The 23,657-nt window shown below is 67.4% G+C and carries 17 protein-coding genes and 1 rRNA gene; 11 read left to right on the top strand and 7 right to left on the bottom strand.

The features are described 5' to 3' along the window. Positions 1 to 23 precede the first annotated feature (23 nt). A complete protein-coding gene (locus ACZ54P_RS20605; RefSeq protein ID WP_465463164.1) occupies positions 24 to 908 on the top strand; it encodes an ABC transporter permease in 885 nt (294 codons plus the stop codon). A 9-nt stretch (positions 909 to 917) separates the two neighbouring features. Further along, positions 918 to 1,724: an ABC transporter permease gene (locus tag ACZ54P_RS20600; protein ID WP_465463163.1), complete on the top strand. Its 807-nt coding sequence runs from the start codon at positions 918 to 920 to the stop codon at positions 1,722 to 1,724. A gap of 47 nt (positions 1,725 to 1,771) precedes the next feature. On the opposite strand, the gene pip is transcribed toward ACZ54P_RS20600, so the two are convergent. The 3 genes from pip to panB all read right to left on the bottom strand — a co-directional run bounded on the left by pip (position 1,772) and on the right by panB (position 4,905). Beyond that, on the bottom strand, positions 1,772 to 2,728 hold the full coding sequence (gene pip / locus ACZ54P_RS20595) for a prolyl aminopeptidase (RefSeq protein ID WP_465463162.1): 957 nt from the start codon (positions 2,726 to 2,728) through the stop codon (positions 1,772 to 1,774). Between the two features lie 89 nt (positions 2,729 to 2,817). Continuing rightward, positions 2,818 to 3,792: a right-handed parallel beta-helix repeat-containing protein gene (locus ACZ54P_RS20590; protein ID WP_465463161.1), complete on the bottom strand. Its 975-nt coding sequence runs from the start codon at positions 3,790 to 3,792 to the stop codon at positions 2,818 to 2,820. Between the two features lie 237 nt (positions 3,793 to 4,029). Further along, complete coding sequence (gene panB / locus ACZ54P_RS20585; RefSeq protein WP_465463160.1) at positions 4,030 to 4,905, bottom strand: 3-methyl-2-oxobutanoate hydroxymethyltransferase; 876 nt, start codon at positions 4,903 to 4,905, stop codon at positions 4,030 to 4,032. A 255-nt stretch (positions 4,906 to 5,160) separates the two neighbouring features. Between panB and lysX the strand changes: the two genes are divergently transcribed. Then, the gene (lysX, locus tag ACZ54P_RS20580) at positions 5,161 to 8,478 is read left to right on the top strand and encodes a bifunctional lysylphosphatidylglycerol synthetase/lysine--tRNA ligase LysX (RefSeq protein WP_465463159.1); all 3,318 of its coding nucleotides are present in this window, start codon (positions 5,161 to 5,163) and stop codon (positions 8,476 to 8,478) included. Between the two features lie 132 nt (positions 8,479 to 8,610). Continuing rightward, positions 8,611 to 9,207, top strand: coding sequence for a DinB family protein (locus ACZ54P_RS20575; RefSeq protein ID WP_465463158.1), 597 nt, complete (start codon positions 8,611 to 8,613; stop codon positions 9,205 to 9,207). On the opposite strand, the gene ACZ54P_RS20570 is transcribed toward ACZ54P_RS20575, so the two are convergent. Next, on the bottom strand, positions 9,204 to 9,740 hold the full coding sequence (locus ACZ54P_RS20570) for a methylated-DNA--[protein]-cysteine S-methyltransferase (protein WP_465463157.1): 537 nt from the start codon (positions 9,738 to 9,740) through the stop codon (positions 9,204 to 9,206). The two genes, ACZ54P_RS20575 and ACZ54P_RS20570, sit on opposite strands and share 4 nt — an antisense overlap. A gap of 106 nt (positions 9,741 to 9,846) precedes the next feature. Here ACZ54P_RS20570 and ACZ54P_RS20565 point away from each other — a divergent pair, with 106 nt between their 5' ends. Further along, a complete protein-coding gene (locus ACZ54P_RS20565; protein ID WP_465463156.1) occupies positions 9,847 to 10,473 on the top strand; it encodes a VOC family protein in 627 nt (208 codons plus the stop codon). Here ACZ54P_RS20565 and ACZ54P_RS20560 read toward each other — a convergent pair. Beyond that, entirely contained in the window at positions 10,444 to 12,201 is a 1,758-nt protein-coding gene (locus tag ACZ54P_RS20560) for an NAD+ synthase (RefSeq protein WP_465463155.1), read from the bottom strand. The two genes, ACZ54P_RS20565 and ACZ54P_RS20560, sit on opposite strands and share 30 nt — an antisense overlap. Positions 12,202 to 12,424: 223 nt before the next feature. Continuing rightward, complete coding sequence (gene secA2, locus ACZ54P_RS20555) at positions 12,425 to 14,752, bottom strand: accessory Sec system translocase SecA2 (protein ID WP_465463154.1); 2,328 nt, start codon at positions 14,750 to 14,752, stop codon at positions 12,425 to 12,427. A 150-nt stretch (positions 14,753 to 14,902) separates the two neighbouring features. Here secA2 and ACZ54P_RS20550 point away from each other — a divergent pair, with 150 nt between their 5' ends. Both ACZ54P_RS20550 and ACZ54P_RS20545 read left to right on the top strand, forming a co-directional pair. Beyond that, complete coding sequence (locus ACZ54P_RS20550; RefSeq protein WP_465463391.1) at positions 14,903 to 16,474, top strand: alpha/beta hydrolase; 1,572 nt, start codon at positions 14,903 to 14,905, stop codon at positions 16,472 to 16,474. 53 nt (positions 16,475 to 16,527) lie between these two features. After that, positions 16,528 to 18,084, top strand: a complete 1,557-nt coding sequence (locus tag ACZ54P_RS20545) for an alpha/beta hydrolase (RefSeq protein WP_465463153.1) — start codon at positions 16,528 to 16,530, stop codon at positions 18,082 to 18,084. Positions 18,085 to 18,162: 78 nt separating this feature from the next. On the opposite strand, the gene ACZ54P_RS20540 is transcribed toward ACZ54P_RS20545, so the two are convergent. After that, positions 18,163 to 18,843, bottom strand: coding sequence for an LppX_LprAFG lipoprotein (locus tag ACZ54P_RS20540; protein WP_465463152.1), 681 nt, complete (start codon positions 18,841 to 18,843; stop codon positions 18,163 to 18,165). 89 nt (positions 18,844 to 18,932) lie between these two features. Here ACZ54P_RS20540 and ACZ54P_RS20535 point away from each other — a divergent pair, with 89 nt between their 5' ends. The 4 genes from ACZ54P_RS20535 to ACZ54P_RS20520 all read left to right on the top strand — a co-directional run. After that, on the top strand, positions 18,933 to 20,198 hold the full coding sequence (locus ACZ54P_RS20535) for an MFS transporter (protein ID WP_465463151.1): 1,266 nt from the start codon (positions 18,933 to 18,935) through the stop codon (positions 20,196 to 20,198). A gap of 68 nt (positions 20,199 to 20,266) precedes the next feature. After that, positions 20,267 to 21,610, top strand: a complete 1,344-nt coding sequence (glnA, locus tag ACZ54P_RS20530; RefSeq protein ID WP_465463150.1) for a type I glutamate--ammonia ligase — start codon at positions 20,267 to 20,269, stop codon at positions 21,608 to 21,610. 14 nt (positions 21,611 to 21,624) lie between these two features. Next, a complete protein-coding gene (locus ACZ54P_RS20525; protein WP_465463149.1) occupies positions 21,625 to 23,187 on the top strand; it encodes an amidase in 1,563 nt (520 codons plus the stop codon). Positions 23,188 to 23,587: 400 nt separating this feature from the next. Continuing rightward, positions 23,588 to 23,657, top strand: a 16S ribosomal RNA gene (locus ACZ54P_RS20520); the annotation flags it as partial.

The raw sequence follows: 23,657 nt of genomic DNA, 5'->3' as shown, positions 1-23,657 counted from the left end.
CGGTCCCATCCCCGGTGGAGATGATGACGACCACACTCGATTCGCCGAGGCGGAAAGCCTCCGCCTTCCTGTACCGCAAACCCAAGCTGCGACTGGGAATGCTGCTCTCCGCGCCGATGCTGTGGCTCGGCCTCGCCTACCTCGGCGCACTCGCCGCGTTGTTCGTGACCGCGTTCTGGAGCACCGACATCTTCACCGGCCAGGTCGTGACCGAGTGGTCGCTGAACAACTTCATCACCCTCTTCAGCGACGCGGTGTACCGCACGATCACCTTCCGGACGGTCGGGATCGCCGCACTCGTCACGGTGGTCACCGCGATCATCGCCTTCCCGATGGCGTTCTACATGGCCAAGTTCGCCTCACCGAGGGCGCGGCGGCTCCTGGTGATCGCGGTGATGACCCCGCTGTGGGCGAGCTACCTGGTGAAGGCCTACGCGTGGCGGACCATGTTGTCCGGCAACGGAGTCCTGCACTGGCTGCTGCACCCGTTCGGCCTGGAAACTCCCGGCTACGGCGTCCTCGCGACCGTGATCACCCTGTCGTACCTGTGGCTGCCGTACATGATCCTGCCGATCTACGCGGGTCTGGAACGACTGCCTGATTCCCTGGTGGACGCTTCCGGTGACCTCGGCGCCCGGCCCTTCAGGACGTTCCGGTCGGTGGTGCTGCCGGTGACCTTTCCGGCCGTCGTCGCCGGATCGATCTTCACGTTCTCGTTGTCGCTGGGCGACTACATCGCGGTGAAGATCGTCGGCGGTACGTCGCAGATGCTCGGCAACGTCGTCTACGACAACATCGGCGCGGCCAACAACCTGCCGTTCGCGGCGACCGTCGCGACCGTACCCGTGGTGATCATGCTCGCCTACCTCGCCGCCGCGCGCCGCACAGGCGCCCTGGACAACCTGTAGGAGCGCGCGATGCGGCTTTCCCGGACGACCAAGTACCTGCTGCTGTCGGCACTCGTGCTCGGGCTCGCGGTGATCTACTTCCCGCTGCTGGTGGTCCTGCTCAACTCCTTCAACGCGGACACCACCTTCGGCTGGCCGCCGTCGAGCTTCACCCTCGAATGGTGGGGCCGGGCGGCGGAGAACCAGGGCGCACTGAACGCGCTGTGGACAAGTGTCCAAGCAGGACTCGCGGCGACCGCGATCGCCTTGGTACTCGGCACGATGGCGGCGTTCGCCTTGCAGCGCTACCGGTTCTTCGGCCGCAACCAGGTGTCACTGCTGATCATCCTGCCGATCGCGCTGCCCGGCATCGTCACCGGTATCGCGCTGAACAACGCCTTCCGCACGATCCTCGGCATCGACCTCGGCCTGTTCACCGCGATCGTCGCGCACGCGACCTTCTGCATCGTGGTGGTGTTCAACAACGTCGTCGCGCGCCTGCGGCGAATGGGCGGCAACCTCGAAGAGGCGTCGATGGACCTCGGCGCCGACGGGCTCACGACGTTCCGGCTGGTGACCTTCCCGATGCTGCGGTCGGCCCTGCTCGCCGGCGGCCTGCTGGCGTTCGCCTTGTCGTTCGACGAAATCATCGTCACGACGTTCACCCTCGGCACCGGGCTGGAAACCCTGCCGATCTGGATCCTGAACAACCTGTTCCGGCCGAACCAGGCGCCGATCGTCAACGTCGTGGCGGCGGTGCTGATCCTGGCCTCGACGGTGCCGGTCTACCTGGCGCAACGGCTCTCCGGCGACACCGCCTCGGGCGGACGGCTTTAGGCACCTGCCTCGTGAGTGGTGATGACGGTTCTAACCGTCATCACCACTCACGACCGGAAAGAGTCCGTCGCCTCCCGAAGCGCCGCCAGCATCCCCGGATCCGTCACCGCGTGCCCGGCCGCCTCCACCAGCTCCAGCTTCGAGTCCGGCCAAGCCCGGTGCAGCTCGTACGCCGTCGTCGGCGGACACACCGCGTCATACCGCCCCTGCACGATCACGCCGGGAATCCCCGCCAGCTTCCCGGCGTCCCGGATCAGTTGCCCTTCTTCGAGCCACGCCCCATGGCAGAAGTAGTGCAGCGCGAGCCGGGCGAAGGTGACCGCGAACTCCGGTGACGCGTACTGGTTGTGAAACGCCGGATCCGGGCGCAGGCAGACGATCGCGCCTTCCCAGATGCTCCAGGCGATGGCGGCACGCTCTCGAATCACCTGATCGGGGTGATACACGAGTTCGCGGTACGCCGTCAGCGGGTCGTCGCGGCGGTCTTCGGGAATCGGTGCGAGGAACGCTTCCCACTCGCGAGGGAAGAGGTTGGCGGCACCGCCGTTGTAGATCCAGTCGAGTTCACTGCGGCGGACGGTGAAAACGCCGCGCAGGATGATCTCGCTGACCCGGCTCGGATGGGTCTCGGCATAGGCGAGCGCGAGGGTCGCGCCCCAGGAGCCGCCGAAGAGCTGCCATTGTTCGAGATTCAGCCGTTCGCGCAGCTTCTCCATGTCCGAAACGAGGTGCCAGAGGGTGTTCACCGACAGGTCGACGTCCGGGGCACTGATATGCGGAGTGCTGCGGCCGGTGCCGCGCTGGTCGAACAGGATGATCCGGTAGGCCTCGGGGTCGAAATGCCGCCTGGTCATGGGGGAAATGCCGCTACCGGGACCGCCGTGCAGGACGACGACCGGTTTGCCGCCCGGGTTTCCCGCCTCCTGGCAGTAGATCCGGTGCCCGTCGCCGACGTCGAGCATGCCCTCGGCGCGTACGTGGATCGGCGGGTACAGATCATCCATACGGACACTCTGCACGAATCGGCGAGTATCCGAAGGGTGGGGGCCCGCCCCCGCCGCCGGGCTGAGCGGGCCCCCGGTCTTCGGTCGCGTCAGCAGCCCGCCGTGGCGGCCACGTTCGCGAATCCCTTCCCGGCGCCGATCACCTTGTTGCTCGCGCAGACCTTGTTCCCCGTAGCGGCCTTCACGAGATAGAAGCCGTACGCGTAGCTGGACTGCACGTCCGCGGTGTTGCCGGAGAAGGTGTTGTTGCGGCCCCAGCCGTCGAGCTGGACATGGACTTCGAAGCCGCCGTAAGTCGCGTCGTGCACGAAGACCTTGGTGCCCCGGTTGCCCGCGACCACGTAGTTGTTGCCCTTCAGGTCCACCCAGCTGTCGGCGAAGTGCTCGCCGCTCTGCCCGGTCCCGTCGAAGACGTTGCCGCGCAGCTCGCCTCCGGTGGTGCCTTCCTTGATGTCGATCGACTCGGCCCGCACGTTCGGGCCGATCTTGTTGTCGAGTGCCTTGTTGCGGTCACTCCGGTCGGGCGTGCCACCGGGCCAGTTGCTCTTCGCGGAACCGAAGTAGATGCCTTCGCCGTAGCCCGCGTACTCGCGTCCGGTGTCGGTCACCTCGGAGTTCTTCACGATGTTGTCGGTGCTCGTGTACTGGAAGTGGATGCCTTCGTGGCCGACGCCGGTGACCTTGATCCCGTCGACGACGGTGTTCTTGACGCCCGTCGCCATCAGGCCCTTCTGACCACCGGTGATGGTGAAGCCGGTCAGGTTCCAGTAGCTACCGGTCAGTTCGAGCGTTCGCCCGGCCGAGGCTTTGATGACCGCGCTTCGCGGGCCCTTCAGCGTGATGCGGCTGCTGGCGGTGCCGCTCTTCGCCGCCTTGAAGTTGCCGGTGAAGGTCTTGTCGGCCGCGAGTTCGATGACGGTGCCCGGAGTAACCGAAGCGAGCGCCGCCGACAGCTCGGCCGAAGTCCCTACGCGGACCGTCGCGGCCAGTGCGGGGTACGCCGCCAGCGTTGACAGCAGGGTCGCGCCGGCCGCGATGGCCAGAATCCGCTCACGAACACGCATCCGTGGTCCTCCTCGTTGAGGGATCGAAACTCGGTCGTGGCGGCGACGGGCTAGACGTTAAGCCTCTTTACGAATGCTAGTCAAGGACATGATTGAAGTTCATATATGTGAACGACTAAAGGAGGGTCCGAGGAGCGTGGGCTACCCGAAAAGAGAGCAAGGGACCTTTGCTATCGCGCTCCCCGGCGGGAGTGATAGCAAAGGTCCCTTGCTCTCTTTCCACAGGTCAGAGCAGGTCTAGTCGTGGAACGAGTGCTCCGGAGCCGGGAACTCGCCCCGCCGGACGTCCTCCGCGAACGCCGTCGCGGCTCCGGCCAGCACGCCCGCCAGATCGGCGTACCTCTTCACGAACCGAGGCGTCTTGCCGCGTCGAAGCCCGGCCATGTCCTGCCAAACGAGCACCTGCGCGTCGCAGTCCGGCCCCGCCCCGATGCCGACGGTCGGGATCTTCAGCTCGTGTGTAATCCGCTTCGCCGCCTCCGCGGGCACCATCTCCATGACGACCGCGAAGGCGCCGGCCTCCTCCAGGGCGAGCGCGTCGGCGAGCAGTGCGTCGGCCGCTTCGCCGCGTCCCTGGACTCGGTAGCCGCCCAGATTGTGTTCACTCTGCGGGGTGAATCCGATATGTCCCATCACGGGGACACCGGCCGACGTCAGCGCCTCGACGTGGGGCGCGAACTTCCGCCCGCCTTCGAGCTTCACCGCGTGGGCGCGGCCTTCCTTCATGAACCGCACCGACGTCTCCAGCGCCTGCTGCGGCGAAAGCTGATAGGACCCGAACGGCAGATCGGCCACGACCAGTGCCCGCTTCACCGAGCGGGTCACCGCCCGGACCAGGGGCAGCAGCTCTTCCACGGTCACCGGAAGCGACGTGTCGTAGCCGAAAACGTTGTTCGACGCGGAATCCCCGACGAGCAGCACGGGAATGCCCACCTCGTCGAACAGCGCGGCGGTGTACATGTCGTAGGCGGTGAGCATCGGCCAGGCTTCGCCGCGCTCCTTCATATCGCGAAGGTGATGTACGCGGACTTTCTTCCCAGGCGGGGCCTGAGGCGCCGCGCCGGTCCCATAGGGAGCGGCGAGTTCGCCGGAATCCTTCTCGGTGGCAGACATCCTTGTCGACCGTCCTTCCCTCGAGGCCTCGGAGAGGTCCCCGGGTCGTGGAGCTGAACAGTTCAAAGCGTGACACGCCGGAATGGGGCTCCCAAGGTCCTGCGACCAGCTTCACACCGCGGTGTCCACGCAGCGTCACGCCTGCGGACGACAAGATTCACGGCGAGAGGATGATGCTCGTTGACAACCACACGGGGTTGTGTGACGTCAAGTAAAGCAGCTGTCGATCACCTGTGAGTACCGCGAAAGGCCAGTATGGGAAACCCAGCGAGCCGTGTCTCGCCGTGGAAGGCGAGGGCGGGCGGCATCGTCGCCACCCTCGTGCAGCTCGCGGCCGTGTTCTCGGTGATCCTCCTCCTCGCCGGCGGCGTGAAGGGCCGGGTACTCAAGACCGGTGACGTCGCGTTCTCCGCGCTGAGCATTCCGACGAACGCGAGCCTCGTGATCGTCCTGCTGCTCGTCGTCCTCGGCGCAGCTCTCCGCCGTCGCAAACGCGCCGCCCTCTACACGCTGCTCTTGTTCCAGGTCGGCGGCCTCGCGATCACGCTGGCGTGGCAGGCCGCGCTGCTGTGGTGGCCAGGACTGCTCGAGCTGGGCCCCCGCCAGGTCCGGCACATCCCGCACCAGGTGTGGGCGCTGACCATCGCCGACCTGATCTCGATCGGGATGATCGCGTTCCTCTGGATCCTGCGCCCCGCGTTCCCGGCGAGGCTCGCGCCGGGCGCCTGGCGCGACGGCTTCACCGTGCTGTTCGGCGGCCTGGCCGCGGTCATCCTCGTCGGCTGGGGCCTGAGTGAGGCCTTCCCGGGGCGCCTCGCCGACACCTGGGAGCGGTTCGCCTGGGTCGTCAACCACACCACCGGCGAGAACATCCAGCTACGCCGGGTCGGCATCGGTGAAGGGCCTGCGTGGCTCGATCTCCTGCTCGACCTCAGCGCGACCGCCGTCGCGACAGCCGCGCTGTACACGCTATTCCGCGGTGTACGCAGCCGGCGTTTGCGGACAGACGAAGAAGAATTACGCGTACGCCGCCTTCTCGCCGAACACGGCGAAGACGACTCTCTGGGCTATTTCGCCACCCGGCGCGAGAAGAGTGTCGTCTTCTCGCCGAACGGCCGCGCCGCCGTGGCTTACCGCGTGCTCGCGGGTACCAGCGTCGCGAGTGCCGACCCCATCGGTGATCCCGACGCCTGGCCGGACGCGGTCCGCGCGTGGCTGAACGAAGCCCGCACCTACGGCTGGACTCCCGGCGTACTCGGAGCGAGCGAACGCGGGGCGAAGGTGTACGCCGACGCGGGCCTGCGCGCACTGGAGATCGGGGATGAAGCGGTCCTCGACGTTCGCGACTTCAGCCTCGCCGGGCCTGAACGCCGATCGGTCCGCCAGGCGGTCAAACGGATCGAACGGGCCGGTTACACCACGAAAGTCCGGCGCCACAGCGAAATCCCGGGCGACGAAATGGCGAAGCTGCTGCTGCAGGCGCAGCAGTGGCGCGGCGCGGAGACCGAGCGCGGGTTCTCGATGGCGCTCGGCAGGCTCGGTGATCCGAGTGACGGCCGCAGCGTGATGGTGGAGGCATACGACGCTCAAGGCGAACTGCGCGGCATGCTGTCATTCGTCCCGTGGGGCCGCCGCGGATTGTCGCTGGACCTGATGCGGCGCGACCGCGACGCCGAAAACGGGCTCAACGAGTACATGATCGCCGAGGTCGTCGCGGCGAGCTCACACCTTGGCGCGCAACGGATTTCGCTGAACTTCGCGATGTTCCGCGCGGTTTTTTCCGAAGGGGAGCGGATCGGGGCGGGCCCGGTACTGCGCATGTGGCGCGGTGTCCTCAGCATGGCGTCGCGGTTCTTCCAGCTGGAATCGCTGTACCGGTCGAACGCCAAGTACGGTCCCGACTGGGAACCGCGTTTCCTGTGCTATTCCTCGGCTCGGCGGCTTCCGAGGGTCGGTATCGTCGCCGGTGCGCTCGAAGGGTTCGTCCCGACCGGCCGGTCGGGACGAGCATTGAAACTGGAGACGGTCACCGACGAATTCGTCACCGAGGTTCACCGTATCGACGCGAACGCGGCCACTCCCGCGCCCAAACAGGTGCGGCGGCCCGAACAGGTCCGGGTCCGGATGGCGAAGCTGGATCGCTTGCGTGAAGCCGGAATCGACCCTTATCCGGTCGGTTTCGCCCGGGAAGACCTGCTCGGCGACGTGGTCGCCAAGTTCAGCGACCTGGATCCGGACAGCCACACCGGCCACCGCGTCCGCATCGCCGGGCGGGTGCTCGCGATGCGTAACCTCGGCGGGCTCTGTTTCGCGCGGGTCAAGGACTTCAGCGGCGAAATCCAGTTGATGCTCGATGCCTCCGTGCTCGACGTCGGCGGCTGGCGGCGGGGCGTCGACCTCGGTGACCACGTCGGCGTGAGCGGGCAGGTCGTGACGTCGCGGCGCGGTGAGCTTTCCGTGCTCGTCGACGAATGGACGGTCACGGCGAAGAGCCTGCATCCGTTGCCGGACAAGCGAAAGGGCCTCACCGACCCGGAGACGCGGGTGCGGCAGCGCTATCTCGACCTCGCGGTCAACCCGGATTCGACGGCGATGCTGCGGATGAGGTCGGCCGTGGTGCGCGCGGTGCGGGAACGGCTGCACCAGGGCGACTACCTCGAAGTCGAGACGCCGATGCTGCAGACGGTGCACGGCGGCGCCAACGCCCGCCCGTTCATCACCCATATCAACGCCTACGACATGCGGATGTACCTGCGGATCGCGCCGGAGCTGTACCTGAAGCGGCTGTGCGTGGCAGGCGTCGAGCGGGTCTTCGAGCTGAACCGGAACTTTCGCAACGAAGGCGTCGACGCGACGCACAACCCCGAATTCACCATGCTTGAGGCGTACCAGGCATACGCGGACTACAACACGATGCGGACGTTGACCCGGGAACTCGTCCAACACGCCGCGGAGGTCGCGTACGGCGCGCAAGTGGTTCGCCGTCCGGACCAAGACGGGAAGATCGTCGAGTACGACATCTCCGGCGACTGGCCGGTGATTCCGGTCCACGAAGCCGTTTCGGCGGCGCTCGGGGAGAAGATCGACGCGGGCACTTCGGTCGCCGAACTGCAGCGGTTGTGCCGGGCCGCGGGGGTGCCGGTGAACGAGGAGGCCGGGCACGGCGACCTCGTCCTGAAGGCGCATGAGCACCTCGTCGAGGGCGCGACCGTCCTGCCGACGTTCTACACCGATTACCCGACCGATGTTTCGCCGCTCACCAGGCAGCACCGAGTGGATCCGCGGCTGGCCGAGCGCTGGGACCTGATCGCATTCGGCTCCGAGGTCGGTACGGCCTACACCGAACTGACCGACCCGCTCGAGCAGCGGCGGCGGTTGGAGGCCCAGTCGCTGCGCGCGGCGAGCGGGGACGTCGAGGCGATGGAGCTGGACGAGGACTTCCTGCTCGCACTCGAACACGGCATGCCGCCGACCGGTGGGCTCGGCATCGGCATCGACCGGCTGCTGATGATGCTGACCGGGGCTTCGATCCGGCAGACCGTGCTGTTCCCGTTCGTCCGGCCGCAGGGATAGCGGGGGACCTTTGCTCTCACTTGCTTAGCTTGCCTAAGCGACGAGAGCAAAGGTCCCTTGCTCTCTTCCTCCCGAATCGTCTCGGAGAGCCGGGTTCGGATGTAAAGATCCTTCCCAACGGAAGGAGTCACCATGGCTGGAAACGTTCCCCCGGTCGCCGACGAGCGCGAAGGTCTCCTCGCTTACCTCGAGCAGCAGCGGCACGTCCTGCGCATCGCCGCGCACGGCCTGACCGAAGAACAAGCCAGAGCCGTCCCGACCAGAAGCTCACTGAGCGTCGGCGGCCTGATCAAGCACACCGCCACCACGGAAAGCGGCTGGATCGACATCCTCCTCCAGAAGCCTGCGAAGCCCATGGACGAGGCGATGAAGGACTACGAAGCCGGTTATGTGATGGCTGAAGGCGAAACCGTCGAAGGGCTGCTTGCGCGCTACGACGAAGTCGCTCGCCGGACCTCGGACGTCATCGCCGGAATCGCCGACCTGGGCCAGCCGGTCCCGGTGCCGAAGGGCGTGCCGTGGTACCCGCAGGACATCGACGCCTGGTCGGTCCGCTGGGTGCTCCTTCACCTCATCGAGGAGACCGCGCGGCACGCCGGGCACGCCGACATCATCCGCGAGCACATCGACGGCGCGACCGCGATTCCGCTGATGGCCGCCGCGGAAGGCTGGCCGGAGACGCCGTGGCTCAAGCCGTGGTCGCCCACCGAGAGCGCCGAAAACGCTTAGAACAACGTCGGTTCGTCCGCCAAAGCGCCTTCGATGACCAACATCCGGCGCTTGGTGGCGACCCCTCCGCGCGCGGAGAACCCGCCATCCTTGCCGCCCGCAGCGAGTACACGATGGCACGGCACGATGATCGGGAACGGGTTGCGCCCCATCGCCTGCCCCACGGCCTGTGCCCCACCGGGCAGGCCGAGGATGTTCGCGATGTCGCCGTAGGTCAGCGTCTTGCCCGCGGGGATCGAGCGGATGAACTCGTAGACGCGGCGATGGAAGTCCGGTACTCCTTCGTAATCGAGCTCGACGCCGGTGAGGTCCGTGCGCTTGCCGTCCATCAACGACACGACGCCGTCGATGGCGCGCTGAACCTCGGCCGGTGGTGCGGATCGCACCGCTTCGGGCAGGCGCGCGGTCAGTCGCGCCCTTGTCTTCTCTTCACTGCCCTCGGGTAGCTGGACCGCGATGACCCCGCGTTCGTTCCACGCGATGCCGCAATCGCCGATCGCGGTGCCGAACACGGCGTAGCCCGGTGCCGTCATGACCCCAGGGTACGAGACCGGTCCGACAGTTTCGGCTTTACTGCGTTTCGGCGGCAACAAGACGCCGCGCTGACGTTGAAGCGGCGGCTGCGGTAGGTGTATGGGCATGAACGACCTCGTGCTTGATCACCTCGTCTACGCCGGGCCGAATCTCGAAGTGGCCGTCGCGCGCGTCGCCGATCTGACCGGTGTCACGCCCGTTCGCGGTGGCAGGCATGTCGGACTCGGCACGGCCAACTATCTGGCCGATCTCGGTGCCGGTGCCTACCTCGAGGTGGTCGGGCCCGATCCGGATCAACCCGAGCACATCGGGCCGCGGCCGTTCGGCATCGACGAGCTGACCGAGCCCGCCCTGGTCACCTGGGCGGCGCGAGTGCGGGGTATCGACGACGCGATCGCCGAGGCACGGGAGCGCGGTTACGACCCGGGTGAGGCGTTCGAGATGTCGCGAGTCACCGACGACGGTGAAGTGCTGACTTGGCGCCTCACCGGCGCCGGTGGCCTCGACGGGCTCGCACCCTTCCTCATCGACTGGGGGAACACCCCGCATCCGACGACGCGGGGACTCCCGTCGATCCCTTTGCTCCTGGTCACCGGTGTCCACCCCGAGCCCGCCGCGGTGGAAACCGCGGTGCGGGCACTCGGGATGGACATGCTCGTCCGGCGTGACGCCCGGCCCGGTCTGGTGGCCGTGCTGGCGAATTCAGCGGGGAAGCAGGTCGCGCTGAGCTGACTTGATCACGACCTGGCCTTCGCGCCAGCCGTTGGTCATCGGCAGCCGCCGGTCCCGGCCGAACGCCTTGAACGTGATCTTGGTGCCCGGCGGGTACTGGCGGCGCTTGTATTCGGCCTTGTCGACCATGCGCACCACCCGGTCGATGGTCTCCGGTTCGAACCCGGCGTCGACCAGGTCGACGTAGCCGCGGTCGCCCTCGATGTAGTCGTCGAGGATGTCGTCGAGCATCAGGTAATCGGGCAGCGAGTCGCTGTCCAGCTGACCGGGCCGCAGCTCGGCCGACGGCGGCTTGGTGATCGAGTTTTCGGGGATGGGCGGGGTTTCGCCGTTCTTTTCGGCTTCCGCGTTGCGCCATTTGGCCAGATGCCAGACGTGTGTCTTGAACAGGTCCTTGATCGGCGCGAAGGCCCCGACGGCGTCGCCGTAGATGGTCGAGTAGCCGACGGCGAGTTCGGTCTTGTTGCCCGTGGCGAGCACCAGATGACCGTCCTGATTGGACAGTGCCATGAGCAGCATGCCGCGGACGCGGGCCTGGATGTTCTCTTCGGCGAGGCCGGTCAGCTGGAGTTGCTCGACGTAGACCTTGACCATGTCGGCGATCGGCTCGACGCGGTAGTGCGCGCCGATGCGACGGGCTAGATCCGCCGCGTCGTCCTTCGAGTGCACCGAGGAGTACTCCGAAGGCATTGAAACGCCGTAGACGTTGTCGCCGCCGAGAGCGTCGGCGGCCAGCGCCGCCACCACCGCCGAGTCGATGCCGCCGGAGAACCCGAACGTCACCGACGAGAAGCCGTTCTTGTGCACGTAGTCGCGCAGGCCGACGACGAGCGCGTGCCACACCTCGGCTTCGTCCGACAGCGGTTCGCTGATCGCCGACTCGGTGCGCGGGCTGTAGGCGGGAACCGTGTCCTCGCTGAGCACGCGCCGCTTGACCCGCAGACCCTCGAACTCGCCCTCGGCGGTGTGTCCGCCCCCGGCGAGCTCGGTGTCGACGATGAGCAGGTGCTCGACGAACTGCGGCGCGCGCGCCAGCAACCGGCCGTCCGCGCCGACCACGATCGAGTCGCCGTCGAAGACGAGGTCGTCCTGGCCGCCGATCTGGTTCGTGTACACCAGCGGCGCCCCGGCCTCGGCCGCGCGGCGGGCGATCAGCGGCAGGCGGATGTCGTCCTTCGCGCGCTCGTAAGGCGAGGCGTTGGGCGCGACCACGAGATCCACTCCGGCCTTGCCCAGCGCGGAGATCGGGCCACCGTCCTGCCAGACGTCTTCACAGATCACCATGCCGACGTCGACACCGTGGAAGCGGACGATCTCGAGGTCGTGGCCCGGCTTGAACCAGCGGTGTTCGTCGAAGACGCCGTAGTTGGGCAGGTGGTGCTTGAACTGACGGGCGACCACTTCGCCGCGGTACAGCGCGGCCGCCGCGTCGCGCGGGCCGGTCTCGTCGGCATCGAGATAGCCGATGTAGGTGAGCACCTCGCCGCAGCCTGCCTCGTCGAGGCGGCGGGCGAGCTCTTCGACCATCTGCTTCGAGGCGGACGCGAAGGCCGGGCGCAGGGCGAGGTCTTCGACGGGATACCCGGTGAGGGACATCTCCGGGAAGACCACGAGGTGGGCGCCTGCTTCGGCGGCCTTGCGAGTCCACTCGACAGTGAGCCCGGCGTTGCCTTCGAGGTCTCCGACGGTGGTGTTGACCTGGGCCAGTGCGATGCGCAGTTGCGGCATGCCGACATTCTCACCCACCGGCGTCCGCGGGGACGAGTGGATGTGCCGAATCGCCCACCTGGGTCTGGCTCGCACGGGCGTGGTCAGGAGGGGAGCAAGGGACCTTTGCTATCGCCAGGCCGCTGACCTGGGAATACGCCAGAAAAGAGAGCGGGGGACCTTTGCTATCACTCTCCAGAAGAGAGTGATAGCAAAGGTCCCCCGCTCCGTTCCGGGGGCGAAGCTACTTCCGCTTGATCATGCTCCGCACCTTCTTGATGGTCTGCTCGAAGTCGGAGTCGAACGGGTTGTCGTGCACCAGGTAGGTCCACGTCGTGTTCGCCCGCCGCACCCCCGCGTCACCGAGGTCGATCCCGTCCTCGGTGATCTCGGCTTCCTCGAGCGTCTTCGCCGCCCGCGTCGCAGCCTCCGGGATGATCTTGTGGAACTCGGGGATCGCCGCGCGGTGGAACTCGTCGATCGGCGTCTCCCGCGCCAGCGCCCGCAGGTGGATGCTCTCCCGCACGTCGGTCAGGAACGCCAGGTGGTCCGACCACAGCTGGTCGATGTGGAACAGCAGCACCTCCCGGCACAGCTGTTCGACGCGAGCTTCGTCGTCGACGGCCTCCGACAGCTCCTTGAACTTCTCCGGATGCGCCTTCTCCAGCACCTCCGCCGCGTGCGCCGTCCGCAGCACCTTGTCCCGATGCTCGAGCAGCTCGCCACGCTGCCGCTCGATCAGTCGCGTGTAGCGCCAGGTGTTCCGGTGGATCTCCAGGTCGACACCCTCGGCGACGCGCTGCGCGTGGTTGATCTGCCGCAGCGCCGCCGGGTCGGTGATCTCGCCGCTGCCCACGTCCGAGGTGATGCCCTCGGGAACGTCGGGCGCGTTCGACAGCACGAGTTCGTCGTTCAAACTCGCGAAGAACACCGCGCTGCCCGGGTCACCCTGCCGTCCGGACCGGCCGCGCAGCTGGCCGTCCAGCCTGCTCGACGGGTAGCGGGCGGTGCCGATCACGTGCAGACCGCCCAGTTCGACGACTTCGTCGCGGCCTTCGCCGTCCTTGCCGCCGAGCCGGATGTCGGTACCGCGACCGGCCATCTGAGTGGAAACGGTGACCGAGCCCTTCTTGCCGGCGTCGGCGATGATCTCGGCTTCCTCCGCGTCGTTGCGCGCGTTGAGCACGACGCATTCGAGGTCGGCCTTCGCCAGCTTCTCGGCCAGCTCCTCGGATTCGGCGACGTCCTGGGTGCCGACGAGGATCGGCCGCCCGCTCTCGTGCACCCGCCGGATCTCCTCTTCGATCGCGCGCAGCTTCTGCGACGGCGATCCGAAGATCCGGTCCTCCTGGTCTTCGCGGATGTTCGGCGTGTTCGGCGGGATGACCGCGACCTCGAGCTTGTAGAACTCGCGCAGCTGCTCGGCGACCGCGACCGCGGTGCCGGTCATGCCCGCGACCTCGGGATAGCGCGCGAGCAGAGCCTGCACGGTGATCGAGTCGAGGATCTCGCCCCGGTCGGTCGCCTTGACCTGTTCCTTCGCCTCGACGGCGGCCTGGAGGCCGTCCGGCCAGCGCTGCAGTTCCGCGACGCGACCACGCGCGGCGTTGATCAGCTGCACCTTGCCGTCACGCACGAGGTAGTCCACGTCGCGGGTGAGCAGCGCGTGCGCGTGCAGCGCCACGTTGACCGCGGGCAGCCGGTCCGAGCCGGTCTCGTCGTAGAGGTTGATGTCGTCGCCGAGAGCCTTCTCGACCACCGACGCACCCGCCTTGGTCAGCCAAGCGTTACGGCCGTCGGCGTCGGTCTCGTAGTGCAGACCGAGCCGCAGCCGCCGGACGATGTTCGCGACCTCTTCGTCGGCGTCGGTGTGGTCGATCGACCCCGCCATCACCAGCGGCACGCGGGCTTCGTCGACCAGCACGGAGTCCGCCTCGTCGACGATCGCCACCTCGGGCTCGCGCTGGACCAGATCCTCTTCGCGGGTGACCAGGCGATCGCGCAGCACGTCGAAGCCGATCTCGCTGACGGCGCCGTACGTGACTTCCTTCGCGTACGCCTCGCGGCGCTCGTCGCGGGAGTGAGCCGGTTCGATCCACCCGACGGAGACACCGAGCAGGTCGTAGATCGGGCCCATCCACTCCGCGTCACGCCGGGCGAGGTAGTCGTTCACCGTGACGACGTGGACGTGCTTGCCGCGCAGGGCGTACCCCGCCCCGGCCAGCGCACCTGCCAGCGTCTTGCCCTCACCGGTCTCCATCTGCACGATATGCCCGCTGAGCAAGCCCATCGTGCCGAGCAGCTGCACGTCGAACGCGCGCTCGCCGAGCGCTCGCCGCGCGGCCTCACGGCCGAGCGCGCACACCTCGATCAGCTGTTCGTCGCCGAAGGACGAGGCTTCCCGAACCTTGCCGGCTCGCTCTGTCAGCCCCTCGTCGGAGAGCTTCTCCAACTCGGGCTCGAGCTTCTCGATGGCCGGCAGCAGCGCTTCGTAGCGGGTCAGCTCGACGCTGCCCGGCCGCTGGATGATCCGGCGCAGCTTTTTGCCCACCCGGCTGATCAGTGCTGCCACCCCTGTGCTCCCGTCTGTTTCTTCTGCCGTCCGCACCCGTACCACCAACGCAGTGGTGGTGCGGCCGAGTTCCACGGCCGATGGCACGATCCAACCGTGTCCACTCATGTCAGCGCCAGGTCCCGTGCCCGCCGATTCGCCGCGATCTCGCTGTCCGGCCTGCTCGCCGTCACCGTCGCCGCGTGCTCGTCGGGAGAGGGTAGAACTCAGCCGCCACCTCCGGCTACCGAGTCGCACGCTCCGTCCGGACCGGTGCCCGCAGGACTCGAGAAGTTCTACCGACAGAGTCTGACCTGGGCCGACTGTGCACCCTACGCGACATCCGATGACGCGAAAGCGGCGTTTCGAGTGAAGGACGCACAATGCGCGCGGCTGACGGCCCCGCTCGACTACGCGAAGCCTGATGGCGACTCGATCACGCTCGGTCTGCTGCGCCGGAAGGCGCTGAAAACCGACGAAAGGATTGGGGCGCTCGTGGTCAACCCCGGTGGCCCAGGCGCGTCCGGCATGACGGCCGCGGCCGGTCTCGCCTCCCGGACGGCGACGAACGAACTGGGCAAACGCTTCGACATCGTCGGTTTCGACCCGCGTGGCATCGGTGCGAGCCAGCCGCAGATCCGCTGCCTGAGCGACGCCGAACGCGACGCGGACCGGGCGGACGACAGCGAGACCGACGGCTCACCCGACGGGGTGAAGAAGCAGGAAACCGAGTCCCAGGATTTCGCGGCCAGGTGCGCCCAGCGGACCGAACACGGCCCCGCGATGCTCGCGAACGTCGGCACCCGCGACGTCGTCAAGGACATGGACATCCTGCGTTCGGTGCTCGGCGATCCGAAACTGAACTACCTCGGCTACTCCTACGGGACGCGCATCGGATCCGCCTACGCGGAGGCCTTCCCGACGAACGTGCGCGCACTGGTGCTCGACGGGGCCGTGGACCCCGAGCAGGACGCGGTGGAGTCGCTGGTCGCGCAGGGGCAGGGCTTCGGCAAGGCGTTCGAAGAGTTCTCCAGCTGGTGTGCGGCGCGGGAGGACTGCGCGCTCGGGCGCGACGCCGCGGGCACCACGAAGGCGTTCCAGGACCTGGTGCGGCCGCTGATCGACTTCCCGGTTCCCGTCAGCGACGGCCGGAAACTGTCGTACGAGGACGCGACCACCGGCGTGATACAGGCCCTCTACCAGGAAGATCTCTGGGAGACACTGAACACCGCGCTCAACGAACTGAAGCGCCAGCGCGGCGACGGGCTGGAAAAACTGGCCGACCTCTACAACGATCGCGGCGCCGACGGACGCTATGGGACGACGCAGGACGCTTTCGTCGCGATCCGGTGCGTCGACGATCCGCGGGTCACCGATCCCGCGAAACTTCTCGACGCGCAGAAGCGATACGCGCAGGCGGCGCCGTTCCTCGACGACGGCAAGCCGGACGGTTCCGCGCGTGACGCCTGCGCCTTCTGGCCGGTGCCGAACACCTCGGAGCCGCACCTGCCCAACGTCGAGGGCTTGCCGAAGTCGTTGGTCATCTCGACGACCAACGACCCGGCGACGCCCTACCAAGCGGGCGTGAACCTGGCGAAAGCGATCAAGGGAGCTTTGCTGACGTTTGAAGGCAACCAGCACACGGTGTTCCTCCAGGGCGTCTCGTGCGTCGACCGGATCGGCATCAAGTACCTGATCGACGGTGCCGTGCCGGACGAGGGCACGCGCTGCACGGCCGAGTAACGAGTTCGGCGCGAAATCCAGTGAAGGGGCCGGGACGCTGCGAAGATCGCGAGATGAGCCTTCGCCGCGTCCCGGCCGTGCTCGCCGTCGTGCTGGTCGCGTCGTGCACGACGCAGCAGCCACAGCCCGCGCCGTCGGCACCTCCGCCGGTCTCGACGACTTCGGCGTCGCCGACTCCGGATCCGAAGGCGATCGAGAAGTTCACAGGGCAGAAGCTGGCCTGGGGTCCGTGTACGGGGTTCTCGGACAAGGCATTCGACTGCGCGAAGCTCACCGTCCCACTCGATTACCTGAAGCCGGGCGGCGAGACGATCTCGATCGGCGTCCTCCGGCACAAGACCAAGAAGGCCGATCAGCGGATCGGCTCGCTCGTGATCAACCCCGGTGGGCCCGGCGGTTCGGGCGTTTCAGCGGCGGCGCGCATCGCGAAGTCCCGCCCCGCGGCGCCCCTGGCCACGCGGTTCGACATCGTCGGCTTCGACCCGCGCGGTGTCGGGACCAGCGAACCGAAGCTCGTCTGCCTCACCGACGCCGAACGCGACGCGGACCGTGCCGAGGATTCGGAAAGCGACACGACCCCGAGCGGGATCGCGAAGCAACTCGCCGACGCCAGGACGTACGCGGCGAAGTGCGCTGAGCGCACGAAGTACGGCCAAGAGATGCTCGCCAACATCGGGACCAGGGACGTCGTCCGGGACCTCGACGTCCTGCGCTCGGCCCTCGGCGACGAAAAACTCACCTATCTGGGCTTTTCGTACGGCACGCAGATCGGGACCGCGTATGCCGAGGCGTACCCGGAGAAGGTGCGGGCGCTGCTCCTCGACGGCGCGGTCGATCCCGAACTCGACACCGCCGAATCACTGGTCACGCAGATGGCCGGCTTCCAGAACACATTCGCCGCGTTCGGCAAGTGGTGCGCCGCCCGCGCGGATTGCGCGCTCGGCCGTGACGCCGTCGGAATGACGAAGGCGTTTCAGGACCTGGTCAAACCGCTGGTCACCAAACCGGTCTCGGCAGGGAATCGTCGACTTTCGTTCGAGGACGCCATCACCGGCACCAGCGCCGCGCTGTACTCGCAGGACGCGTGGAAGTTCCTCAACGACGGGTTCGCCGAGCTGAAGCGGGGGAGCGGCAAAACCCTGGTCGCGCTCGCTGACAGCTACTACGGCCGCGAGCCGGGCGGCCGGTACACGGGGATCCTCGACGTCTATTTCGCGGTCCGCTGCGTCGACAGCACGCGGATCACCGACCGTCGCGTCATCGACGACGCCCACCAGCGGATGTTCCGAGGCGCGCCCTTCCTCGACGGCGGAACTCCGGACATGAGCGAACTCGATATCTGTTCCGTCTGGCCGGCGCCCGCCACTTCCGAGGTCCACAAGCCGGACATCGAAGGCCTGCCGCGGCCGTTGGTCATCTCGACCACCGACGACCCGGCGACCCCGTACGCGTCCGGCGTGAACCTCGCCAGGGACCTCAAGGGAGCTTTGCTCACGTTCGAGGGCGCGCAGCACACCGTGTTCCTCGACGGCAACGCGTGCGTCGACGGCGCGGGCATCGCGTACCTGATCGACGGCAAGCTTCCCGCTCCCGACGCCCGCTGCGGCTAGCGGGGGAGCAGGGGACCTTTGCTATCGCCCGACCCGCTGACCTGGCCTTTCGCCCGCCAGGAGAGCAAGGGACCTTTGCTATCGCCCGTCCCCGACGACCACCGCGTTATGCCTGGTCAACGCCAGTTCCAGCATAACCGCGAACTCCTCCGGCCTAGTCGGCGGCACCTGCACCCAAACCCGCACCAGCCGCCGCGGCTCGTCCTTCGAAATCCACAGCTTCACGAACACGTCCGTCTTGATCTCCGGCATGATCCCGCCGATCACCGCGGCCGGCACCTTCGCGCCGATCCGGAGCGAGTCGGTGTCCTGCACCCGCTCCCACCGCTCGCCCCGCAGCTCGGTCGCCCCGATCAGGAGCCGCCGGAGCCCGCCTTCAGCCCCGAGCATCGCCCGCGGCGTGTAGGGCGCCGAAGCCGCGATCACTCGCTCCACCTCAGGACCACTGAGCGTGATCTCCGAGCCGTGCAGCCGGTACTCGGCTTTCACCCGCTCGAAGTCATCCTGCAGGTCCGCGTTACCGACCGCGCTTCCGTCCCGGCCACCCTCAAGGCTGATCTCGCCATCGAGCGCGCGCACCGGCAGCCCGGCGACGACGCCGTTCACCCCGAGTTTGAAGCGCACGCTGCGCAAAGAGGCGAGGGAGTCGGCCGCCGCACTCACGAATTCCGGGGCCGGAGGCAGCGGGGGTGATCCCGCGCAGCCGCCGATGAGCCCGATCGTGAGCAGCAGCGCCGGCACTAGGTGACGGCAGCGCATGGCCAGAGCCTATGGCCTTGGCCCGAATCTTTCGCACAGTGTCCTTCCAGCCGCTTCCGCCGGGAGCCGCCGCCGATGACGCTGTACCCGTGCAACCTGAGACTCGACTCCACCGCGCGTGGTTCGTCGCGGCCGCCGCGTTCATCGCCCTCCTCGCCGCCGCCGGTTTCCGCGCCGCCCCCGGCGTGCTCATCGACCCGCTCCACAACGAATTCGGGTGGTCGCGCGCGACGATCGCTTCAGCCGTCTCGGTAAATCTCGTGCTCTACGGCCTCTTCTCGCCCTTCGCGGCCGCTCTCATGGAGCGCTTCGGCATGCGACGCGTCGCCTCGACGGCGCTCTTCGTCGTCGCGATCGGCGCGGGCGGCACGGTGTTCATGAGCGCGAGCTGGCAGCTCATCCTCTGCTGGGGTGTCCTGGTCGGCGTCGGTACTGGCTCGATGGCGATGAGCTTCGCCGCGACGGTCGCCGCCCGCTGGTTCGTCCGCAGCCGCGGCGTCGTCACCGGCGTCCTCACCGCGGCGGGCGCCACGGGCCAGCTGATCTTCCTCCCGATCGTGGCCAACCTCGCCGTCGACGAAGGCTGGCGGACGGCGTCGCTCGTCATCGCCATCGCCGCCCTGGCCGTCGTCCCCGTCGTCCTTCTGGTGGTCCGCGATCACCCGTCCGACGTCGGAACGACCGCTTACGGCGCGGAACCCGGCGAAGTCGCTCCTGTCGTCCGGACGGGTGGTTCCGTCCGGCGTGCCCTCTCGGTCCTCGGCTCGGCCGCACACACGAAGACGTTCTGGTTGCTCGCGGCCGGTTTCGCGATCTGCGGTGCCACGACGAACGGTCTGGTCAGTACCCACTTCGTCCCGGCGGCGCACGACCACGGCATGCCGCAGACCACCGCCGCCGGCCTGCTCGCCCTCGTCGGACTCTTCGATGTCGTCGGCACGATCGCCTCCGGCTGGCTCACGGACCGGGTCGATCCGCGGATCCTGCTGGGCGTCTACTACGCCCTTCGCGGTGTCTCGCTCGCGCTGCTTCCGCAACTGCTGAGCGGATCGGTCGAACCGAGCATGTGGGCGTTCATCGTCTTCTACGGCCTCGACTGGGTGGCGACGGTCCCGCCCACGGTCGCGCTCTGCGTCCGCCAATTCGGTGCGGCCGGACCGATCGTCTTCGGCTGGGTTTTCGCCAGCCACCAGCTCGGCGCCGGTCTCGCGGCCTTCGGTGCGGGCGCGATCCGCGACTCCTCCGGCAGCTACGCGCTCGCTTGGTACATCGCCGCGGGTCTCGCCGTGCTCGCTTCGGTCGCTTCGCTGTCGATCACGAAGGCCGCGAAACCCGAGCCGGTTCTCGTGGCGTGATCCACCACTTCCGGTCGAACGGCGCGTCGCGAAACATGTCGTTAACACGTTCTCGTTAGGGTGCGGCCATGGATCGCCAGCAGGAGTTCGTGCTTCGTACCTTGGAAGAGCGCGACATCCGTTTCGTCAGGCTCTGGTTCACCGACGTGCTGGGGTTTCTCAAGTCCGTCGCCGTAGCGCCCGCCGAGCTCGAGGGCGCGTTCAGTGAGGGGATCGGCTTCGATGGATCGGCCATCGAAGGATTCGCCCGCGTCTATGAGTCCGACATGGTCGCGAAGCCCGACCCGGCCACGTTCCAGGTGCTGCCCTGGGAGACCCCGGACGGCGGCCCGTACTCCGCGCGCATGTTCTGCGACATCGCGATGCCGGACGGCTCCCCGTCCTGGGCGGACCCCCGGCATGTCCTGCGCAGGCAGCTCTCGAAGGCGGCTGAAGCGGGTTTCACCTGCTACGTCCACCCTGAGATCGAGTTTTTCCTGCTCGCGAGCCTGCCGGACGACGGCAGCGAGCCCGAACCCGCGGACAACGGCGGATACTTCGACCAGGCCAGTCACGCGACCGCGACCCACTTCCGCCGTCACGCCATCGAGACGCTCGAGGCGATGGGGATCTCGGTCGAGTTCAGCCATCACGAGGGCGCGCCCGGTCAGCAGGAAATCGACCTCAGGTACGCCGATGCGCTGACCATGGCCGACAACGTGATGACCTTCCGTTACGTCGTCAAGGAGGTCGCGCTCACCCAGGGTGTCCGGGCGACCTTCATGCCGAAGCCGTTCACCGACCAGCCAGGCTCGGGGATGCACACTCACGTGAGCCTCTTCGAGGGTGATCGCAACGCCTTCTACGACGCCGAAGACCCTTACGAGTTGTCCGCGACCGGTAAAGCCTTCGTGGCGGGGCTGCTGCACCACGCCAAGGAGATCTCGGCGGTCACGAACCAGTGGGTGAACTCCTACAAACGGCTGATCAGCGGCAGTGAAGCCCCGACGACCGTTTCGTGGGGCCGGGCCAATCGCTCCGCGCTGGTCAGGGTGCCGATGTACTCGCCGGGCAAGGCGTCGTCACGACGCGTGGAGATCCGCACGCTCGACTCCGCTTGCAACCCCTATCTGGCTTACTCGGTCATCCTGGCCGCCGGCCTGAAGGGCATCGAGAAGGGCTACGAGCTGCCGCCTCCCGCGGAGGACAACATCTGGCAGCTGTCCGACGCCGAACGCCGCGCGGCCGGCTATGCCCAGCTCCCGCAGAACCTCGGGGAAGCGCTGGCCGAAATGGAGAAATCGGAACTTCTGCCCGAAGCGCTCGGAGAGCACGTTTACGACTTCTTCCTGCGTAACAAACGTGTTGAATGGGATAACTACCGCAGCGCGGTGACCCCGTACGAGCTGCGGACCCTGCTTCCGGTTCTCTAGACGAAGGAGACCTGATGGTGCGGCGACCGGTGTTCAGAGTTCTGACGACATTGGTCGCCGCGACCATCGTGGCGAGTGCCGCGCCCGCGGCGTCCGCCACCGGCGGATCTCTCGATCTCGACGCCGCCGACATCCCCGCGCTCCAGGCGCGGATGTCCTCCGGACGGCTGACCTCGGTCGGTCTGACCTCCGCGTACCTCGATCGAATCCGCAAGGTCGACCAGAAGGTGAACGCGGTCATCGCCGTCAATCCGGCCGCGATCGCGCAAGCCGCGGAGAGTGACGTCCGGCGTCGCGCGGGCAAGACCCGGGGCCCGCTGGACGGCATCCCCGTCCTGGTGAAGGACAACGTCGACACCCGCTCGATGCAGACGACCGCGGGCTCCCGCGCTCTGCGGAGCAAGCCCGCGAAAGACGCGACCCTGGTCAGTCGTCTGCGTTACGCGGGCGCGGTGGTCCTCGGCAAGGCGAACCTGTCCGAATGGGCGAACTTCCGCGCCGCCAAACCCACTTCCGGGTGGTCCGGCGTCGGTGGACAGACGAACAACCCATATGTGCTCGACCGCAACCCTTGTGGGTCATCCGCCGGATCCGCCGCGGGTGTGGCCGCGTCGCTGGCCCAGGTCGCGATCGGCAGCGAGACCGACGGCTCGATCGTCTGCCCCGCCGGGATGACCTCGACCGTGGGGCACAAACCGAGCCTCGGCCTGGTCAGCCGCACCGGCGTGGTGCCGATCTCTGCTGAACAGGACACCGCCGGGCCGATGGCCAGGCACGTCGTCGACGTCGCACTCACCTTGTCCGCATTGCAGGGCCGCGACCCGAGCGACCCGGCCACTGGCGCGTACCCGCCGAACCAGCCGACCGACTACGCCGCGCACCTGAGGCCCGGCGTGCTGAAGGGCTCTCGGATCGGCCTCTGGCGCCTGCCGGTACTCGGCCCGGACGTCGAGGCCGTGATGACGCGAACTCGAAACGAACTGGTCAGGGCCGGTGCCGAGGTCGTCGAAGTGACCCCGCCGTATCAGGCACGACTCGGTGAACTGGAGTTCCCGGCGCTGCTCACCGAGTTCCACCGGGACATCGACCGCTACCTGGCCACCCGTCCGGAGGGGCCGCGCGATCTCGCCGCGCTCATCGCCTACAACCGCGCGGACCCGCTCGGACAAACCTGCTTCGCCGGTCAGGAACTCTTCGAACAGGCACTCGCGGCGCCCGCTCCGTCCGATCCCGCCTACCAGGCCATGCGCCGCGAGCTGACCGACCTGGCGAAACGCTCGATCGACGAGACCCTCGCGAAGCACCGCCTCGACGCGATCGCCGCGCCCACGAACCCGCCTGCCTGGAAGACCGACTGCAAGACCGGCGACAACGACGTGATCCCGTCGTCGACTCCGGCCGCGGTCTCGGGGTACCCCGCAGTGACCGTGCCCGCCGGTTTTGTCGGCGGGCTCCCGGTGGGTGTCTCGTTCATGGCGGGGCAGTGGACCGACGCCCGAGTGCTCGCCTACGCGGCCGACTTCGAACGCGTCGCCCCCGCTCGCAAACCGCCTCGCTACCTGAAGACCGTCGGATAAGGGGGCTTCGCACCGGCTGACCTGCGGCGATGTCGTTAAGTGACCCCCCTGTTTTCAGGGGGTTCCGGGGCATGTAATCTTCTCTTCGTCGCCAGGAACACCGGGCCGCCGGGGCCGAAAGCCCCGAGGTCAGGAGCCAGGGCCGAGCGGGTTGACACCGCGAACCGGACCAGGTAATGTTCAGCGTCGGCCCACGAGCGGCCGCCGACTCCCTACAGTTAAGGCCGTAGGATTCGGCATGCTCGACCAAAAGCTTGTGAATATCGCTTTGAAACAAAGCGTGTTGCTTGAGAACTCAACAGTGTGCTAGTGAACTAAGCCAGTAGAGCTTATGTATTTGAACCTCGTTGGAGGTTCCTTTGAGTGCAAGAAAAATTTGCCTCGATTGAATTCGAAGACATTGTTGGAGAGTTTGATCCTGGCTCAGGACGAACGCTGGCGGCGTGCTTAACACATGCAAGTCGAACGAT

It is taken from the genome of Amycolatopsis sp. NPDC034160 (assembly GCF_055575355.1).
This window is presented reverse-complemented; position numbering and strand designations above follow the sequence as displayed.

Coding starts and splice junctions, on each gene's coding strand:
- glnA (WP_465463150.1), top strand. CDS start 20,267: ATGGATCGCCAGCAGGAGTTCGTGCTTCGTACCTTGGAAGAGCGCGAC.
- ACZ54P_RS20590 (WP_465463161.1), bottom strand. CDS start 3,792: ATGCGTGTTCGTGAGCGGATTCTGGCCATCGCGGCCGGCGCGACCCTG.
- ACZ54P_RS20570 (WP_465463157.1), bottom strand. CDS start 9,740: ATGACGGCACCGGGCTACGCCGTGTTCGGCACCGCGATCGGCGATTGC.
- ACZ54P_RS20565 (WP_465463156.1), top strand. CDS start 9,847: ATGAACGACCTCGTGCTTGATCACCTCGTCTACGCCGGGCCGAATCTC.
- ACZ54P_RS20525 (WP_465463149.1), top strand. CDS start 21,625: ATGGTGCGGCGACCGGTGTTCAGAGTTCTGACGACATTGGTCGCCGCG.
- lysX (WP_465463159.1), top strand. CDS start 5,161: ATGGGAAACCCAGCGAGCCGTGTCTCGCCGTGGAAGGCGAGGGCGGGC.
- ACZ54P_RS20575 (WP_465463158.1), top strand. CDS start 8,611: ATGGCTGGAAACGTTCCCCCGGTCGCCGACGAGCGCGAAGGTCTCCTC.
- pip (WP_465463162.1), bottom strand. CDS start 2,728: ATGGATGATCTGTACCCGCCGATCCACGTACGCGCCGAGGGCATGCTC.
- ACZ54P_RS20600 (WP_465463163.1), top strand. CDS start 918: ATGCGGCTTTCCCGGACGACCAAGTACCTGCTGCTGTCGGCACTCGTG.
- ACZ54P_RS20605 (WP_465463164.1), top strand. CDS start 24: ATGACGACCACACTCGATTCGCCGAGGCGGAAAGCCTCCGCCTTCCTG.
- ACZ54P_RS20540 (WP_465463152.1), bottom strand. CDS start 18,843: ATGCGCTGCCGTCACCTAGTGCCGGCGCTGCTGCTCACGATCGGGCTC.
- ACZ54P_RS20560 (WP_465463155.1), bottom strand. CDS start 12,201: ATGCCGCAACTGCGCATCGCACTGGCCCAGGTCAACACCACCGTCGGA.
- panB (WP_465463160.1), bottom strand. CDS start 4,905: ATGTCTGCCACCGAGAAGGATTCCGGCGAACTCGCCGCTCCCTATGGG.
- ACZ54P_RS20545 (WP_465463153.1), top strand. CDS start 16,528: ATGAGCCTTCGCCGCGTCCCGGCCGTGCTCGCCGTCGTGCTGGTCGCG.